We start from the raw sequence: 17,683 nt of genomic DNA on the forward strand, positions 1-17,683 counted from the left end.
AATGAAAATGGGCAAAAGGAGCAATCTTTTTGCCCATTTTCTTTATGCGTGATACACTCTGGAAGATTGAATTTTTCCATCACGGATTTCCAATACTTCCGCTATCATCATGTCTTCTTCTCCCTGAACTGATCGCAGGTATTCCATGAAAATTCTTTGCTCATTCGCAGTCAGCGATTTTACTTCATAACGCAAAGAAGGTAAACGCTGAAATGCATCTGCCCACCATGCTTTAAGTGCCGCTTGTCCTTCAATCCAGCCTCCTGTTTCCGGTTTTCTTAGTTTCAATTTAGGACTGAAATGCCGGGCATTTTCAGCATATAAACCGATGAGATCATCAAGCTTCTTGGTGTTGAAGCATTCAAACCAACGTATCGCGATTTCTTCGTGGGTCACAATTTTAGATTTAAATTAAAATGTTATTCAAATGTACAGAAATGACATGGATTGAATTTTAGCCGGGACTGAAGATTTTCTTCTAATAAATTCTATTTTTACAGAAAGGGTTAATCATTGTCATTCGATTTATGATTACGAAATTTCCGGAATCAGACCTGAAAACAAGTCTATATAGCCATTTTAATTTGCTTATAATAAGCGGTTTGTGTAATCGTTAATATTTTTAATTGCAGCCAGACAACGAAAGTCACTGTCTACGCATTATATGATTGTGACCATGAAACAATTTTCATTTGCTTTTATAAAGGAATGCGAAGGCGGTGATAAGCGTGCTCAGAAAAAATTATTTGAGCAGCTCTACACACCGATGTTTCGGGTTTGTCAACGCTATGTTTTCCATATTCCGGACGCGGAAGATTGCATGATGAACGGTTTTATGAAAATGTATCAGAATCTTTCATCCTTCCGGTTTGAAGGTGAACATAGTTTGTTCAGTTGGGTGAGGAAAATAATGGTGAATGAATGCCTGATGTTTCTTCGGAAAAAGCACAATTTCATGTTATCTCTCGACGCTGAAGATATGGATGTCGCCATCCCGAATGAAATGATGCTGAAACTTGATACTGAAGACTTATTTCAAAAAATCACAAGCCTGCCTGCCGGATACAGAACCGTTTTTAATTTATATGAAGTCGAAGGGTATTCTCACCAGGAAATTTCAGGGATGCTGGGAATCAGTGAAAGTACCAGCAGAACACAGTTGGCCAAAGCAAAATTCAGATTAAAAAAAATGATAGAAGAAAAGGAGGATTCGCATGCAACAATTGGATAAAAATATGCTTCAGGAAAAACTGGAAACGCTCGATCAGCTACCTGCAGGATATCAGCCGGATCTGAACTCAAAGTGGAATTTATTGGAGACTGCTCTGGATGGTAAAACAGAGCAGAAGAGTAAGAAATTTATAATTCGTTGGAGTGTGGCAGCTTCTTTATTGCTACTTCTTGGACTTGCTTATTATATAGCAAGTGAGCAAAAATTTCATCCTGTTATAAAAAGTCAAATTTCTGAACAAGAGAAAAGCGATAATTCTATAGTGCCGAAAACCCCAATTTCTAATTCTGTTGTGAATTCTTCCATAACTCAGAAATCTTCGGGAAATCAACTACGAAAGAAAATAAAGAAACAAAACGTAATTCCTCATACTCCTGCAAATGCTGTCATCACTCCGAAAGAAAATTTAATTGAGACAATAATTCAGGGACAAGAAGATGTTCTGAATGCATCTTTACCTGAAATCGCAGAAGAGAAAAATGTCCGGCCTTCTTCAAGGTATGTACAAATAGATTTCGGTTCAGAAGAGCAGGGATTACATGAGAACAATATTTCTGTAAATAACAACCAGGGTTTACGCTTACGTGTATTGCCACTGGAAATCAAAATGCCAAAATCATTAAAGCAGTCATCTTCTTCGTCGATGGGACTGCATACAAGATTCTAACCCAAAAACATATTTATTCCATGAAAATTAAATTGCTTCTTGCAACAGGGCTATGTATTGCCCTTACGGTAACAAATATTTATGCAGGCGACCCGGAAACGGAAACAGGTATAAATGACACACTAATATTTTCTCCAATAACAGACAGCAAAGTGCTGATCATCGGACCGGATATGTCGCTCTTTGCCGGCTATACGAAACTTGATTCTATAAAAACGCTTTTTCTTTCCGACATGAAGAAATCTCAGGAGCAAAACAGCTATCCTGCCGGTACGAAAGTGACACATTATTTTGTTCATCCGAATGGAAAGCGACGGATCAAGGCTGAGAACACTGATTTTCTGCAACCCGGTATTAATGTTGAAGAAGAACGAAAGTCATTATCTCTTGAACTTTTTCCTTACAGCTATATCTTGCATGATTTAGAATCAGATATCTACTGTACAATTTATCTCCGTGAACCATCTCAACTTCCTGCATTGGAAACTATCAGTTTCAATGATGCATTGCGTTCACTTTCGGCCGACAAAAAAGCGGCGCGTAAACATTACCGGATTGATCTTGAAAAGGAGGGAAGTGAATGGAAACACAAATCCGAATTCGCTTCGCATCAGGATTTCCTGGAACTCACTCCTTCATTCGGACTTGGAATCATAGGCGGAGCCTGGAGCCCGGTCCTTGGCGCGCATTTGTCACTAACATTCAACAACAAGTACGGCCTCCCCCAGTATAAATTGAGCGGGTCCCTGAATGGTTATCTGTTCGCGGATTATTTCAATAAAACTTTTTCGAATTTTTATCCGGTACACAATTACCAACTCGGTTTCATGTTCAATTTTGCACCCATCGAAAACATCCAAAGCGAATTGGTTTGGTCTGCAAGGTGGATATTTTCAGTCGAGAGAAAGCGGCAGTCTGAATGGAGCTTACAAAGTAGGTGTAATGTGTGAAGGTTTCAGCGTGTTCAATTATTCTGTTGATTTGATTCGTGATAAACAAAAGAATAATATCATGGGAATCACGTTGCGCTTTCCTTTCTGATCAATTGGAAACAATGATTCGTTTTGATCGACGAATTTCAGGAGTCTTCAGTTCAAGTAAATATTCTCCTTCAGGTAAATTAAGATCGCGGAAGTATTGTGTCTGATGACCCGATGGCACCGCGATCTTTTTTGTGTTCCAAACCAATTTCCCTTGCATATCATAGAGACTGAAATCTACATCTGATTTTTTTGGAAGAAAATAATCAGACTGAAAATGATCTTTACAAGGGTTGGGATAAGGTGTATACAATTGAGGAGTGGATACGATTTCACTGTAATTAACTCCGGGAACAGAAGCGATCACAGTAGAATCGATAATAATATTTTCATCACCGGGTAAATAATACGTATAAGAGAAAAATACCAACATCATTTCATCAGTTGTCGCTTCACCAAGAAAAACAGGCTGAGGCGGGTTATTCGGATTGTTTGGATTGTTGATGGTGTTGTCATAATCCGCGCTTGAATAGAGTATAGTACCATTCGGAATTTTCAGCAGACGTGGAAAATGGTACATGCCCTGCCAGTGAAAATCCCATTCCGGAATATCGATGAAAGGAATTGTATCATTCGTTGGCGTAACTCCAAAACTCATAATACTTTTTCCGATCAGGTGCATGTGCGGGCCGACAGCAAGGGCTGTAATGTCAAAATTTACCTGGTAATGCGCGGTGAATGTTCTGGTGGTATTCGCAGGGATATACAAAGGACCATTATCCAGGGCATAATGTGACAGTGGCGCGTCAATGTATACTTCCCGCATAAAATTGGATGAAAGATTGAATCGAATCTGCGTGCTGTCAACCTGATTGCTGACTCCTCTCGGATAATGGATCTGCAAAATAATTTTCGAATTTGCCAGAAGTCCGATACCCATATTTGCAGGGAGAAATTCCGCTGTTTGTCCGGGAACCCAAACGCCAATTAATCTTGATGAACCGGAACCTGTCCCGCCAAAACTGGTATATCCCGGATCAGGATCCGCGGCATCCAGCTGGTCGGGAACAGCTGAAGTATCTGAATAAATAAGCACGTGATGAACAATAGAACGATTGCCCGGGATTGCTTCCAGTGCGGTAATATATTTGTGGAGCGGAATTCCTGTTGGTAACACAAAGCAACGGTATAAATCATCTGTAGGTGTGTTCACTGTGTAAGGCGGAATCTGTACGATGAGGTCAGGGTTTGCCAACTCCGCGATACTGCTGAATACAGGTGGTGCAGGTTCTAGTGTGCTGTCACCACGAGGCGTTCCATTATTTACCCATGCATTAATATCATTGATTTCCTGAGCCGACAAAACCCTCTGATGTGCAAAAGCGGAATATGCAGGATCCGGCGGCCAGGGTGGCATGACCCTGAGATTGATCGCGTCCGCAATATCAGAAGCATTGTCCACTGCATCTGTATAACTCATCAGTTCGAATGGCGCAATTCCGTTGCTGTTGTGACAGCTAGAGCATTTTGTATAAATCGTATTCGCTACAGATCCGGACCAGGTTTGTCCATTGGATAGTAGTGGCAGGAGAAACAGAAGGAATGTAATTTTTTTCATGGGGCTATTTGGGAAGAGGGTTAAATATATTCAAAATAATTCAGCCAGCATACACCGGGCGCCACCACCGCCATAATTTTCGATGGTGTGCAGGTCGGTATGAATAATTTTCGCGTATTTTTCGATGTTATTTTTTTGTTGTGAATTAAATGCCTGAAAGGAACGTGAAGACATTACCAGCAGGTGTTCCCCGTCGACATTTTGAAGCAACAAACAGTTTCCGCAAAAGGCGTGCATTTGTTCAAGGCTGATTTCAATAATTTCTTTGCCCGTCGCTTCAAGTTTATTCCTAAGCAGATTTTTTTCTGAATCCTCCCGGATACTGTCAATGCAAACAATAGCGAATTTGTCTCCAAGAGTCATCACCACATTGGTGTGGTAAACTATCGAATGATTTTGCTCTTCAGCCTCAAAAACCACAGACTCGTAATTCATTTTTGCAGACCATTCTTTCAATAATTGTACTGAAGTCCTTTGTGATTTTGCCGCGTAAACAATGCGATTTTCAGTATCAATCACCATGCTACCTGTGCCTTCGAGAAAATGTCCTTCTTTTTCGTATCCTGAATAATCGGTGAGCTCCGGATAATTTATTTTCAGTTCATCAATTATATTCTTCCTCCGTTCCGATCTTCTGTTCAACGCTTTCATCGGATACAAAACCAATTTACCTTCAGGATGAGTGGAAAACCAGTTATTCGGGAATATCGCATCAGGTGTGAAGAGTTCGTCTGTCTGTGTATAAACTTTTACTTCAATTCCATGTGACAGTAATAAATTTTTCAGCCTTGTAAATTCTTCCAGTGCTTCTGTTTCCGGATTTGAATTCGCATCGGTAGCAGCCTGAAATGAATTGTCGACACTTGTTTCCGGGTTGGAAATAAAATTCCGTGGGGAAATCATCAGCACTTTTTTTGCCGGATATTTGGAGGAATCAATTGACATGTTATCCGGAAAAATTAGTCCTTTAGCTTGATCAGTTTGTATACATATTCCTGATCCTTTCCCTGTATTTTCAGAGTATACATTCCTGTCGGGAGATCACGCAAATCCAACATTTGCTCGGATCTATCTGTACGCAAAGGTCCGGAAATTAATTGACCTGAAATGTTGAATAATCGTAAGGTGATAATACCCTGATTCATTTTCTTCGAACGAATGGTCACAAATTCATTGAATGGGTTTGGATAAATTCCAAAAGATGTCTGGTTGATGTCTTCAATGCCTGAAACTTCGACGTGCACAATTCCTGATTCAGACGAACAACCATTGATATCGGTGATTGAAACATAGTAATCTCCCGTTTGTGTGGCGATGTAGCTGCTTTGATTTGCTCCGGCGATCATTCCGCTTTGAACACTATACCATTGATAGCTGTTTGCTGCTGAGCAATTCAATGTATCTCCATTCGCTGTAATGACAGGTGTTGCAGGCGCGCTCACGGTAATGTAGTTTACAATGGATCTGGTCTTGGTGCAGGTTCCATTGTTGACGGTTACTGTCACCGGAAAAATTCCGGAATTGGAATAACAAATGTTCGTGGGATTGGTCACTGAAGAAGTATTGGGATTTCCTCCCGAGAAAAACCAGGAGATTGTCGAAATCGTTCCGGGAGTAAGGTTTGTAAAATTCGTGCATTCGCCTCCACAAAGTATAGAATCAGCACAGGTGAAATTGACATCGGGAAGTGTAAGCATATTCACGACAATGGAATTCGTAACAGTATCTGTTCCTCCGCCATTGCTCACAATCAGTTCAAGCGGATAAGTTCCCGACTGGGTAAAACAGAATGGAGCGGGTGTTGCTCCGCTTTGGTTTGGATTCACAGCTCCTGGACAAGACCACAACCATGAGGAAGGACTGCCGGTAGAAGTATCCGCGATGGAAACACATGTAGTATCACAACCGGGTGAAATGGATAAAGTATGGAAACCTGCAACAGGTCCGGCGAGACTGACAGTTGAAGATTGAGCAGTGCAACCATTACTATCCGTTGTCACAACATAATAATCAAAACCTGAGATTCCTGTAAAAGTATTTTGTGTAGCGCCGGAAATTAATCCATTCTGTACTGTATACCATTGATAGGAAATAGCAGGTGAAGACGTAAATACAGAACCGTTGACACTTATGGTTGGTATTACAGGCGTGACAACGGAAATGTAATTGCTGATCGTTTGACTCGCTGAACAGGAGCCATTGCTCACAGTAAGTGTAACCGAGTAATCACCTGCATTTTGATAACAGATCGAATTTGGATTTGTCAAATTGGAAGATGCCGGATTTCCTCCCTGGAATGTCCAGGATGAGGTAGTGATAGTTCCTGAACTGAGGTTGGTAAAATCTATACACGTTCCGGAACAGATCACATCATTGCTTGCAGTGAATGACACAGAAGGAGAGGGAAGCATCGTTATGCTGACCGGATGCGAAACGCTAGATGAACCAATTGCATTGCTCACTGTGAGCGTTACTGTGTAGGTGCCTGCAGAAGTAAAACAAAAAGATGCGGGAGTGGTTCCACTTTGTGACGCATTGATAGCACCCGGACAAGACCACGACCATTGAGAAGGATTTCCGCTAGAAAGATTGTTCACTGAAACACAGGTTGTATCGCAACTTTGTCCGGGAGTGCCAAGACTGAAGGCGGCTACAGGAGCAGCCATGTTCGTATTTGCCGACTGAGCTGTGCATCCGTTTGCATCCGTGATCACGACATAGTAGTCGCCCGGTTGTGTGACGCTATACGTAACCTGATTGGCTCCTGCAATCATTCCGTTTTGTACTGAATACCATTGGTAGGACTGAGCAGTGCTGGAACTGAGAATATTTCCATTTATTGTAACAACCGGAACAGTTGCAGTATTTACCTGCACATAATTGCTGATACTTGCGCTCGATGAGCAATTCCCATTTGTCACTGTGAGAGTTACTGCATAATTCCCGGCATTCGCATAACAAACACTCGCAGGATTTTGCACACTGGAAGAAGATGGATTACCTCCCTGAAAAACCCAGGAAGAAGAAGAAATACTTCCGGAAGTGAGATTTGTAAATCCGGTACACTCACCTCTGCAAAGAACAGAATCAGTAGCAGTGAATCTAACCTGAGGTGAAGGCTGAACAGTTACATTCACATTTTGAGTAACGGAATTTGACCCGTTGGAGTTAGAAACAGTAAGCGTAATCGGGTATGTACCGGATGCAGTGAAACAAAGCGGCTGCGGACTGGAGGAAGATTGTGGGGAATTGGTCGCGGCAGGACTGCTCCATGTCCAGGTGCTTGGATTACCTGTTGAAGCATCAGTAAGCTGCACACATACTGTATCGCAACCTGTGTTTGAAGCTGAAGCTGAAAAGGCTGCCACCGGACTGGTAGTAGCAGGCACAGTTAATTCAAAATCGTCAACTGCAAAGGAAGGATCATTGCCGACACCATCATCATTATTGATCCACTTGAATGCAAAACGGAGATTAGGAATATTTTCACAAATAGAAGGAAGGATGGAAGAAAAGGAAGTCCAGTTTCCCTGGCCCGGACAGGTTGTAGGTGTCTTTGGTGTATTGGTAAAACCCAGCCAGCTTGCGCCTCCGTCAATACTGAATTCAATCATCGCGTCATCTAATGAATTCTGCCCAAGTTCAATGTATTTGAAGTGAAGAGAAATATTGGTTCTGCCAACAGTGTTGATCAACGGAGAAATAGCTCTCTTGTTTGTCGTAGGATCTTCACCGGTAAGGGAAGAAGGGCCTGCATTGTAAGCGGCTCCGCAATCACCGCTTGGGCAGGTCAAACAAAGTGAGCAAGGCACGCTTCCGACATGCAATGTCGCGTTGTTTCCACAACCTGCTCCGCAACTGCCAATAGGTTCACCATTTTCTGCACAGCTTACAAACCATTCGTTGGCAAAATTTCCCGGAGGAGTCACATCCACCACGGTCCATGCTCCATTGACACCCGCATATCCATTCGCGCTGCAATTGTCGGTACAGCCATTATTGAAATCCTCAAACCAGATGACGGTTTGCCCCGAAACCAATAGTGGAAATACAATTGAAAGTAAGAGTAATCTGAATTTTAACATAGCGACATTCAATTTTCAAATCTAATGAAAATCGAGAGATTTTAAAATCAGAATCAGATGGATTTCACCTTGAAAACAAGAGTTTAAATTCCCGACGTTTTGAACGTTTTTATCATTAACCTGAAGGATGATAAGAAGGAATGAATGACCACCCAGAATGCTTTGCTTTAAAATCCCCGATTGAGGATTTTAAAGAATCTTTTTCCTTCAAAATTTGAATTCGTTTTTAGATCATATTTTAAATTCATCACCCGATGAATTGCAATAAAATGCCCTTTTGACTCAAAGAATTCTCGATGGGATCATTTTGCAGATAAATGGGAAATTTCTTGCATCTGAAAAACCGCTCATTCCTGCGGAAAGTGCATGATTTATGCAAAACAGTCCTCATTCCGCTTTGTTTTTAGTTTTTCTTACAATGCAAGAATTGACTTGGAAATGATGTGACAAGGCATCGGATTCATTGTATTCTTAGAAAAAAAAGAAGATGATGAAAAGCGAACCCGTAGTAACCTACAATCATATGGAAGATGATGAACAGGGGCAACTTTCCGATCAATTACAGGATGGAAAAGCGGAGATCCCAATCAGTCTTTATATGATTCTGATTGTCGATGCGATTCTGGTATCAGCCATCGTTTTTTTCACCTTCACGGTGATTTTCTGATCTGCACCACACGCACAAAGAATCTGAAGCCTGGCATAGCCGGGCTTTTTTTTTGGATGAAAATGTTTTTTAAACGGAATTTTGCCTGATAATACACGGCTTATTTTAGCTTCCATGCTGCCGGATTCATTCCCTTTTCTATTTTTGTAGGAATCCAAAGAACCCGGTTCCAGATGAAAAAAATTCTACTCCCCTTAGTACTTGTATTGATTTCAGTTCAATATGGTTTTAGTCAAATCACAGCTACCAGCTTTGCAACAGGATTAAGCAGTCCTGTTGACATCAAAAGTTGTGGTGATGACCGTCTGTTTGTTGTTGAGCAACCCGGACGAATCCAAATCCTCGATCAGAATGGTATAAAAAATCCATATCCATTTCTTAACATCGTTTCCCGCGTGATTGTAAGTAGCGAACAGGGATTGCTGGGATTGGCATTCGCTCCTGATTTTGCAACCAGCGGATATTTTTATGTGAATTACACTGCACGTACACACGGTGATACACGCATATCAAGATTCCGTGTGAGTGCAACAAATCCGGATTCCGTGGATCCGAATACGGAAGAGATTCTGCTTACGATATGGCAACCCTATTCCAACCACAATGGCGGACATCTTGCCTTTGGCCCTGATGGCTATCTGTACATTGGTATGGGCGATGGTGGTTCCGGTGGTGATCCTGAAAACCGTGCACAGAACAGAGACTCTCTTCTTGGAAAAATTTTGAGAATTAAAGTTGATCCTTCTATTCCTACTTATGAAATTCCTCCCGGAAATCCATATCCCTGCAACGGTACTCCCGGCAGAGAAGAACTGTGGGCCATCGGAATCAGAAATCCCTGGAGATGGAGCTTTGACCGTGTTTCAAAAGATTTGTGGATAGGAGATGTCGGACAGAACGCAGTAGAAGAAATAGATTTCCAGCCGGCCTGGGCGCAGGGTGGAAGAAATTACGGCTGGAGATGCTGGGAAGGCACTTCACAATATTCTTCAGGTTCCGGTTGTTTACCATTGGTGAATTACACCAGTCCGGTTTATACATACACGCACACAAGCGGAAACTGTTCCGTTACCGGTGGATATCGCTACCGTGGTGGATCGCATAACGATATGTGGAAAAAATATTTTTTCACGGATTATTGCGCTTCAAGCATTCGCTACATGGAAGTAGATTCGCTGGGAATTTATACTGTCACGAATCTGGGTAATATCGGACCGACAAACGTTTCCTGTTTCGGGGAAGATCGTTATGGCGAATTGTATTGCGCCGGAGTTGGAACAGGAACAATATTTAAATTTTCTTCCGCTGATTGCACTCCCGCGACTTATATCAATGGTGGTGTTGACACGGTTATTGATTGTGGAACAGGGAGTGCATTATTAAGCGTTCCTGAAGGTGCCGGTTTTACATACCAGTGGAGCCTTGACGGAACACCACTTACCGGCGCGGATTCATCAAGTATTCCTGCCAGTCAGGAAGGCGTTTATTCTGTTGATGTAAGTGCCGGTCCAGGTTGTACGAATACCGCTGCTACACGTTTTGTTCATTCCACTCCAATCAATCTTAGTTTTTCCGGACTGGATACTTTGTATTGCGTATTTAATCCTGCGGTAACATTAATGCCTTCCGCTTTGGGTGGAGCTTTCAGTGGTCCGGGTATACATTGTATTTCTTTTGATCCTGCCGAAGCCGGAATAGGAACACACGAGATTTCTTACATCTATCATTCGCCGCAAGGTTGCAATCTGGTAGCGACACAAACCGTGCGTGTAGATGCTTGTCTTGGAGTAACAGAAAATACCTGGCTGAAAACAATTGAACTTTATCCAAATCCGAATTCAGGTTCGTTTACACTTGATTTTGTAACCAACATGGAAAAGACACTCGAGTTGAAAATCTCGAACATGCTTGGGCAGACTGTTTCTGTGAAAACAATTTCTGCGGAAAAAGGAATGTCAACTATTCCTGTAGATGCTAACCTTGCCAATGGTATTTATTCCATCCAACTCAGCGACGGAAAAGCTTCAGTAACGAGGACCTTTGTTGTTCGTCAATAATCGTGCGATGTTTCAGATTAGAGGTTGGATTTAAAGTCTAACCTCTAACCTCTAACCTCTAACCTCTAACCTCTAACCTCTAACCTCTAACCTCTACCTCTAACCTCTAACCTCTAACCTCTAACCTCTAACCTCTAACCTCTAACCTACTTCGGCGCAAACCGAACCAACAGCGCCGCGATCCCCGCAAAAATAATGTTCGGGATCCAAATGGCCAGCAGGGGAGGAATAGAGCCATTAATGGCGAAAGTGTTTGATACCTGCATGAAAAGAATATAGGAAAAGCTAAGTGTGATTCCCAATCCCAACTGCGCTCCGATTCCACCTCTCACTTTTCTGCTCGACAAAGAAACACCAATCAGCATCAGAATGAATGTTGAAAAAGGTACAGCGATTCTTCTGTACTTCTCAATGAGATAAGCGTTTACATTTTCTGAACCCTGACTTTGTTCCTCTTCAATGAAACGATTCAGAGCAGGTGTATCCATTGCTTCGATAATGTTCAAACGTCTTTTGAAATCTCCGGGTTTGATGGAGAGCGTAGTGTCCATCCTTGGTCCGGAAGCGAGTTTTTCATGAAAGCCGTTGATGGAACGGATATAATAATTTTCGATTCTCCATTTTGAACTGGTAGAATCCCAAACGATCCTGTCGGAATTCAAAAACCATGTTCTTTTTCCGTTCTCGATTTTTTCAAGAGAGAAACGATAACCGATATTGTCGATATTGTTATAGCTCTCCATATACATGTAGGTGCCCGGTGAAATTTGCCGGTGGAGATTTCTATCTTTGAATTCAACAGGGTTTTTTATGTAAACATTTTCAAAATCAAGTTTGATTTTATTAGAGTGCGGAATCACCCAGCCGTTGAAATAGAAGGATAAAATTGCCAGCGCGGAACAAGCCACAAAATAGGGGTAGAGCAATCGCCGGAAACTGATTCCGCTGTTGAGGATAGCTACAATTTCAGTATTCGCGGCGAGTCTTGCCGTGAAATAAATAACAGAGATAAATACAAAGAGATAGGCAAATAAATTCGCGAAGTAGGGAATGAAATTGAAGTAGTAATCAAAAATGATTTTGTTCAGCGGAGCTTTTCTTTCGATGAAATCGTCCAGCTTTTCCGAAATGTCAAACACCACCGCGATCAAAATGATCAAAGCCAGGGAAAAGAAAAACGTCCCCAGGAATTTACGGATAATATAGCGGTCGAGGATTTTGAGCACTCTGGTGGTTAGTTGTTAGTTGTTAGTTGTTAGTTGTTAGTTGTTAGTTGTTAGTTGTTAGTGCTTGGTGGTTAGTGGTTAGTGGTTAGTGCTTAGTGGTTAGTTCTTAGTGGTATGACCTTAATATTATTTATTAAATTCATAAAAACTGAACCTCGAACCCGGAACTCAGAATTCAGAATTCAGAATTCATAATTCATAACTCATAACCCTAAAGCCTCCGTCCAAGCACCCCAACCATGCTATCCTTCCACTGCCGAAAGGTGCCTTCAAGAATTTTTGTTCTGGCTTCGGTTACCAGCCAGAGATAGAAAGCCAGATTGTGTAATGTCGCTATTTGTGCACCAAGGATTTCTTTGCTGATGACGAGGTGGCGAAGATAGGCTTTTGAATAAAACTGATCCACATAGGAAGTTCCATCCGGATCAATTGGACCGAGGTCCTCTTTCCACTTTTCGTTACGGATATTGATGATCCCGTTTTTGGTAAAGAGCATTCCATTCCGCGCGTTTCGTGTCGGCATCACGCAATCGAACATGTCCACTCCCAAAGCGATTCCTTCGAGGATATTGATTGGAGTGCCCACACCCATGAGGTAACGGGGTTTGTCTTTGGGGAGAATATTGCAAACCAGTTCGGTCATTTCGTACATCATTTCAGCGGGCTCGCCAACAGACAAGCCGCCGATTGCATTGCCTTCTCTTTCCTGACCGGCGATAAATTCTGCGGATTCTATACGAAGATCTTTGTAAACACTTCCTTGTACGATAGGAAACAGAGTTTGTGAATAGCCATATTTTCCTTCCGTGAGATCGAATTGTTTGCAACAGCGCTGGAGCCAGCGATGCGTCATTCCCATACTGGTTTTCGCGTATTTGTGATCGCAGGGATAGGGAGTACATTCATCCAATGCCATCATGATGTCGGCACCGATGCTCCGTTGAATATCCATCGCCCGTTCCGGCGTAAAGACATGCTTGGATCCGTCAATATGCGATGTAAACGCTACGCCTTCTTCCTTTATTTTTCTTTTGTCGGCAAGAGAATACACCTGGTAACCACCGCTGTCGGTAAGAATGGGACGGTCCCAGTTCATGAACTTGTGCAGACCTCCCGCTTTTTCAAGCAAACCGGTTCCGGGTCTCAGGTAGAGGTGATATGTATTTCCAAGGATGATCTGCGCTTTGATATCCGATTTGAGCTCGGGTTGTTGCACTGCTTTCACAGTCCCTCCCGTTCCCACCGGCATAAAAATTGGCGTCAGAATTTTCCCGTGATCCGTCGTAATCTCCCCGGCACGCGCCTTGGAATTGGGATCGGTTTTTTTAATTGTGAAAAGCATTTTGTTCAGTGCTTGGTTCTTGGTTCTTAGTGGTTAGTGCTTAGTGGTTAGTGGTTAGTGCTTAGTAGCTTGTACTATGCACTAAGCACTAACCTCCAAGCACCGGTCATGTCTTCATCAACAAACGAGCGTTAATATCTCCGCAAATATAGACACTTTGGTAGGATGGGTCTGGATACATTTGTAGAAAGTGTAAAAGTTGGATAATTTCTATCTGTTCGTATGATGTTGGTGAAAGGGCCGGTAACGGACCTGTTGTTTTTATTTCTGAGTGCAGTGACTTTCATCCAGTTCTGGGTGTATTGGGTGACGTATCGACGACTGGCATTTTATAAAGCTGAGAAATTAACTCCTGGTAATGAACCGGTTTCAGTGATTATCTGTGCCAAAAATGAAGCGATCAATCTCCGGAAGAATTTGCAGGCGGTACTTGAACAGGCTTATCCTGATTTCGAAGTGATAGTTGTGAATGATTGCTCCTGGGATGAGTCTTCGGAATATCTCGACGAGATGGCGCTCACTTACAAGCATCTCAAAGTTGTCACGATCAAAGAACAGGAGAAATACCGCCATGGTAAAAAGTTCGCGCTCACCCTTGGTGTAAAAGCCGCGAAGAATGAATTGTTGCTCATGACCGACGCGGACTGTATTCCTTCATCAAAAAACTGGCTGGCGCAAATGCAATCACAATTCAGTTCAGAGACAGAAATTGTTCTGGGTTATGGTGCTTATCAGAAAAAGCCCGGCTTTTTGAATAAACTGATTCGCTTTGATACATTCCTCATTGCCATGCAATACTTCGGATTCGCGCTGGGTGGAAATGCATATATGGGAGTAGGAAGAAACCTGGCATACAGAAAATCACTTTTTTTCAGAAATAAAGGTTTCGCGAAACACAATCACCTTTTTTCTGGAGATGATGATTTGTTTGTGAATGAAAATGCCAATAAACAAAATACCAAAATAGAAATATCAGAATCCGCGTTTACACTGTCCGAACCAAAAGCAAAGTTTGGCGATTGGTTCCGTCAGAAGAGAAGGCACATGAGTACAGGAAGACATTACAAAGGAATCCACAAGCTTCAGATCTTCCTTATTTCAATGAGCGGAATCTTCTTTTATCTACTGTTAATTGCCTTATTATCATTGCGTTTTGAGTGGAGAATACTCGTATCTTTGTACGGAGGTTTGTTATTACTCAAAATGCCGGTTTTGTGGAAGAGTGCGACCCGACTCAACGAAAAAGACCTCATTTTCCTATTTCCCGTACTGGAGCCAGTGCATGCATTGCTTCAACCGGTCATTTATATCTCTAACATGTTCACAAAGCAAAAAGCATGGAAGTAAATCCCAATTTGTCAGAAAAAGCACAAGTCGACTTTAAGCTCGTGCAACTCGCTGTGAAAGGCGATCAAAAAGCCTATGCAGAGCTGATGTCGCGCTACAAGGATTCCATTTACTTCATGTTGTTGAAAATGGTCAATAACCGCGACGACGCGGATGATCTGACCATCGAAGCCTTTGGTAAAGCGTTTAAAAACCTTCATCAATATACTCCGGATTTCGCCTTCAGTACATGGTTGTTTAAGATCGCGACCAACAACTGTATCGATTTTATCCGTCGTAAAAGGAAGTACACTTTCTCCATTGATAAAAATATGGAGAACGACAGCGGACAGGAAATGCAATTTGAAATCAAATCTCCGATGCTTGATCCGGAAGAGAAGATGATCAAAAAGCAAAAAGCAATCCTGATGCGTGATGTTGTGGAAAAATTAAAACCACGTTACAAACGTCTTGTTGAACTGCGTTATTTCCAGGAACGTTCATATGAAGAAATTGCTGACGAGCTGAAGCTTCCTCTGGGAACCGTAAAAGCACAATTGTTCCGTGCCCGTGAGTTTCTTTATCAGATCCTGAAGAATCAGGAGGAGCAGATATAAATCCGAAAATTTATTTCGTCCCATTTGGATAAATTGACCAATCTTATCATGGTTGTGTTCTTTGTCCCAATGGGACGAAACATTTATACCTAATGGAGTTCCCGCATTCAGAAATTATCCTTCACTACTTTCCAACGCTTACAGCAAAGCAGCAGGATCAATTCAACCTGCTTGGCTCTCTTTATAAGGAATGGAATGAAAAGATCAATGTGATCTCCCGCAAGGATATCGAGAACCTTTACATCAATCATGTATTGCATTCCCTGGGCATCGCGAAAGTGATCAGTTTTGTTCCGGGAACAAGTGTCCTCGATGTAGGTACCGGCGGAGGCTTTCCCGGGATTCCCCTGGCAATACTTTTTCCGGAGGTGAAGTTCCATCTGGTGGATTCCATCGGAAAAAAGATCACCGTCGTGCAGGAAGTCGCAAAAGCCCTCGGTTTGGAGAACCTCAGAGCCAGCAAAGCCAGAGCGGAGGAATTGGACGAAAAATTCGATTTCGTGGTCAGCCGTGCGGTGACTACCCTCACAGAATTCTATGGCTGGGTCAACCGGAAAATCAGGCCGGGAGGGAAGAATGCGCTGAAAAATGGCATTTTATACCTGAAAGGGGGAGACCTCGATCAGGAAATTGCGGATCTGGGAAAACCGAGTCTGGTTTTTGATTTAAATCGTTATTTCAAAGAAGAATTCTTCGAAACAAAGAAAGTAGTTTATATAAGTATTTAATAATCAGAGCATAAGTATAAAGGCTTCTTTTTCTTCAATATTTGTTCAGAAAAAAAAATAGTATACCTTTGCCATCCTGATTTTTGAGGCCCAAAACAGTTAATTACCATGAAAAGGACATACCAACCGTCGAATCGTCGCAGAAAGAATAAACACGGCTTCCGTGAACGTATGAGTACAGCCAATGGCCGTCGCGTGCTTGCCGCACGTCGTGCCCGTGGACGTAAGAAACTCACTGTTTCTGACGAGAAATAATCGATTCGGTTAAAGATATTATGCAAGATGCTGGCTTCAGTCAGCATCTTTTTTATTGTCCGTAATTAAACGGTAGAGCTCCTCGGCGACTTTTTCTTTGAGCAAATTATGTCCCATCTCGAGGACATCAAACGTTACCGGTGTATCCAGACCTTTCCTGAATTTTTTGCCCCAGACTGCAGGGATGATTGTATCGTAGGCACCAAAAACCAGATGCAGAATAACCTGGTTCTCATCCAGTGAAACTTTTACGATGTATGGATCCGGAAGAATGTTCCGGAAGATCATCCACACATTGTACACCTTTTCTCTTTTTTCTTTTGTGTCAAAATTTCCCAAAGCGAATTTGTATTGCTTGGCTCCAACCAGCCGGAGCTTTCGAAAGAAACCCGCGATCGCGAAAAAGTTGTTGGGATTGACGACAACCCGTTTGAACAATCTTCTTCCGATTCTCCAATGCGTCACAAAACGATACCAGCGACTGATTTTTAAACCGTCAGGAGCCAGCAGAAATACGCGGTTGATTCTTTCGGCGTAAGCAATTGTGAGCTGAAGGACTATTCTTCCGCCCAGACTAAAACCAAGCAAGGAGAATCGTGTGCAATTAAATTCGATGAGGAAGCGATTGAACAATTCATTCAGGTCATTTTCGCTGAAGCCGGGTTTGTAGACTCCTTTTTCGGAGAAACTTTTTCCATGAAAAAAAAGATTGATAGCAACGATGGTATATCTTTTTCCCAACGCTTTTTCAAAACAAGAAAAGTCTACCGCGTCATTGTCAAAGCCATGAAAGGCGAAGAGATATTCAGGTCCGTTTCCGTACACAAAATATTCCCAATGAAAACCTTTCCAGGAAATGATACCGGTCTTGTTCATTTTATAAT

16 protein-coding genes are annotated in these 17,683 nt (G+C 42.2%); 9 read left to right on the forward strand and 7 right to left on the reverse strand.

Features of this window, described 5'->3' with window-relative positions; translation table 11 throughout:
* Nucleotides 1-42: 42 nt before the first annotated feature.
* A complete protein-coding gene (locus IPP86_11315; protein MBL0139101.1) occupies nucleotides 43-396 on the reverse strand; it encodes a nuclear transport factor 2 family protein in 354 nt (117 codons plus the stop codon).
* Nucleotides 397-676: 280 nt separating this feature from the next.
* On the opposite strand from IPP86_11315, the gene IPP86_11320 reads away from it, so the two are divergent.
* From IPP86_11320 to IPP86_11330, 3 genes are read left to right on the forward strand one after another with little or no spacing between them, the layout of a single operon-like run.
* Nucleotides 677-1,231: a sigma-70 family RNA polymerase sigma factor gene (locus IPP86_11320; protein ID MBL0139102.1), complete on the forward strand. Its 555-nt coding sequence runs from the start codon at nucleotides 677-679 to the stop codon at nucleotides 1,229-1,231.
* Between the two features lie 4 nt (nucleotides 1,232-1,235).
* A complete protein-coding gene (locus tag IPP86_11325) occupies nucleotides 1,236-1,898 on the forward strand; it encodes a hypothetical protein (GenBank protein MBL0139103.1) in 663 nt (220 codons plus the stop codon).
* Nucleotides 1,899-1,918: 20 nt separating this feature from the next.
* Nucleotides 1,919-2,848, forward strand: coding sequence for a hypothetical protein (locus IPP86_11330; protein MBL0139104.1), 930 nt, complete (start codon nucleotides 1,919-1,921; stop codon nucleotides 2,846-2,848).
* Nucleotides 2,849-2,939: 91 nt separating this feature from the next.
* On the opposite strand, the gene IPP86_11335 is transcribed toward IPP86_11330, so the two are convergent.
* From IPP86_11335 to IPP86_11345, 3 genes are read right to left on the reverse strand one after another with little or no spacing between them, the layout of a single operon-like run.
* Nucleotides 2,940-4,496, reverse strand: coding sequence for a T9SS type A sorting domain-containing protein (locus IPP86_11335; GenBank protein MBL0139105.1), 1,557 nt, complete (start codon nucleotides 4,494-4,496; stop codon nucleotides 2,940-2,942).
* A 30-nt stretch (nucleotides 4,497-4,526) separates the two neighbouring features.
* The gene (locus IPP86_11340) at nucleotides 4,527-5,441 is read right to left on the reverse strand and encodes an amidinotransferase (GenBank protein ID MBL0139106.1); all 915 of its coding nucleotides are present in this window, start codon (nucleotides 5,439-5,441) and stop codon (nucleotides 4,527-4,529) included.
* Nucleotides 5,442-5,455: 14 nt separating this feature from the next.
* On the reverse strand, nucleotides 5,456-8,581 hold the full coding sequence (locus IPP86_11345) for a PKD domain-containing protein (GenBank protein ID MBL0139107.1): 3,126 nt from the start codon (nucleotides 8,579-8,581) through the stop codon (nucleotides 5,456-5,458).
* A gap of 487 nt (nucleotides 8,582-9,068) precedes the next feature.
* Between IPP86_11345 and IPP86_11350 the strand changes: the two genes are divergently transcribed.
* Together IPP86_11350 and IPP86_11355 are read left to right on the forward strand one after the other, a co-directional pair.
* The gene (locus IPP86_11350; protein ID MBL0139108.1) at nucleotides 9,069-9,248 is read left to right on the forward strand and encodes a hypothetical protein; all 180 of its coding nucleotides are present in this window, start codon (nucleotides 9,069-9,071) and stop codon (nucleotides 9,246-9,248) included.
* 173 nt (nucleotides 9,249-9,421) lie between these two features.
* Nucleotides 9,422-11,305 carry a PQQ-dependent sugar dehydrogenase gene (locus IPP86_11355; protein ID MBL0139109.1) on the forward strand — a complete coding sequence of 628 codons (1,884 nt, stop codon included), beginning with the start codon at nucleotides 9,422-9,424 and terminating at the stop codon, nucleotides 11,303-11,305.
* Nucleotides 11,306-11,451: 146 nt separating this feature from the next.
* Here the strand turns inward: IPP86_11355 and IPP86_11360 are convergent, their stop codons facing one another.
* Nucleotides 11,452-12,531: an LptF/LptG family permease gene (locus IPP86_11360; GenBank protein MBL0139110.1), complete on the reverse strand. Its 1,080-nt coding sequence runs from the start codon at nucleotides 12,529-12,531 to the stop codon at nucleotides 11,452-11,454.
* A gap of 211 nt (nucleotides 12,532-12,742) precedes the next feature.
* Nucleotides 12,743-13,873: a tRNA guanosine(34) transglycosylase Tgt gene (tgt, locus tag IPP86_11365; GenBank protein ID MBL0139111.1), complete on the reverse strand. Its 1,131-nt coding sequence runs from the start codon at nucleotides 13,871-13,873 to the stop codon at nucleotides 12,743-12,745.
* Between the two features lie 222 nt (nucleotides 13,874-14,095).
* On the opposite strand from tgt, the gene IPP86_11370 reads away from it, so the two are divergent.
* From IPP86_11370 to rpmH, 4 genes are all read left to right on the forward strand, one after another.
* On the forward strand, nucleotides 14,096-15,220 hold the full coding sequence (locus IPP86_11370) for a glycosyltransferase (protein MBL0139112.1): 1,125 nt from the start codon (nucleotides 14,096-14,098) through the stop codon (nucleotides 15,218-15,220).
* The gene (locus IPP86_11375; protein MBL0139113.1) at nucleotides 15,211-15,816 is read left to right on the forward strand and encodes a sigma-70 family RNA polymerase sigma factor; all 606 of its coding nucleotides are present in this window, start codon (nucleotides 15,211-15,213) and stop codon (nucleotides 15,814-15,816) included. Before IPP86_11370 ends, IPP86_11375 begins: the two co-directional genes overlap by 10 nt.
* A 92-nt stretch (nucleotides 15,817-15,908) precedes the next feature.
* Nucleotides 15,909-16,544, forward strand: a complete 636-nt coding sequence (gene rsmG / locus IPP86_11380) for a 16S rRNA (guanine(527)-N(7))-methyltransferase RsmG (GenBank protein MBL0139114.1) — start codon at nucleotides 15,909-15,911, stop codon at nucleotides 16,542-16,544.
* 108 nt (nucleotides 16,545-16,652) lie between these two features.
* Nucleotides 16,653-16,799, forward strand: a complete 147-nt coding sequence (gene rpmH, locus IPP86_11385) for a 50S ribosomal protein L34 (protein MBL0139115.1) — start codon at nucleotides 16,653-16,655, stop codon at nucleotides 16,797-16,799.
* A gap of 36 nt (nucleotides 16,800-16,835) precedes the next feature.
* On the opposite strand, the gene IPP86_11390 is transcribed toward rpmH, so the two are convergent.
* The gene (locus tag IPP86_11390) at nucleotides 16,836-17,675 is read right to left on the reverse strand and encodes an alpha/beta fold hydrolase (protein ID MBL0139116.1); all 840 of its coding nucleotides are present in this window, start codon (nucleotides 17,673-17,675) and stop codon (nucleotides 16,836-16,838) included.
* Nucleotides 17,676-17,683: the final 8 nt, after the last annotated feature.

The sequence above is a fragment of the Bacteroidota bacterium genome (genome assembly GCA_016720935.1).
Lineage (GTDB): Bacteria > Bacteroidota > Bacteroidia > AKYH767-A > 2013-40CM-41-45 > JADKJP01.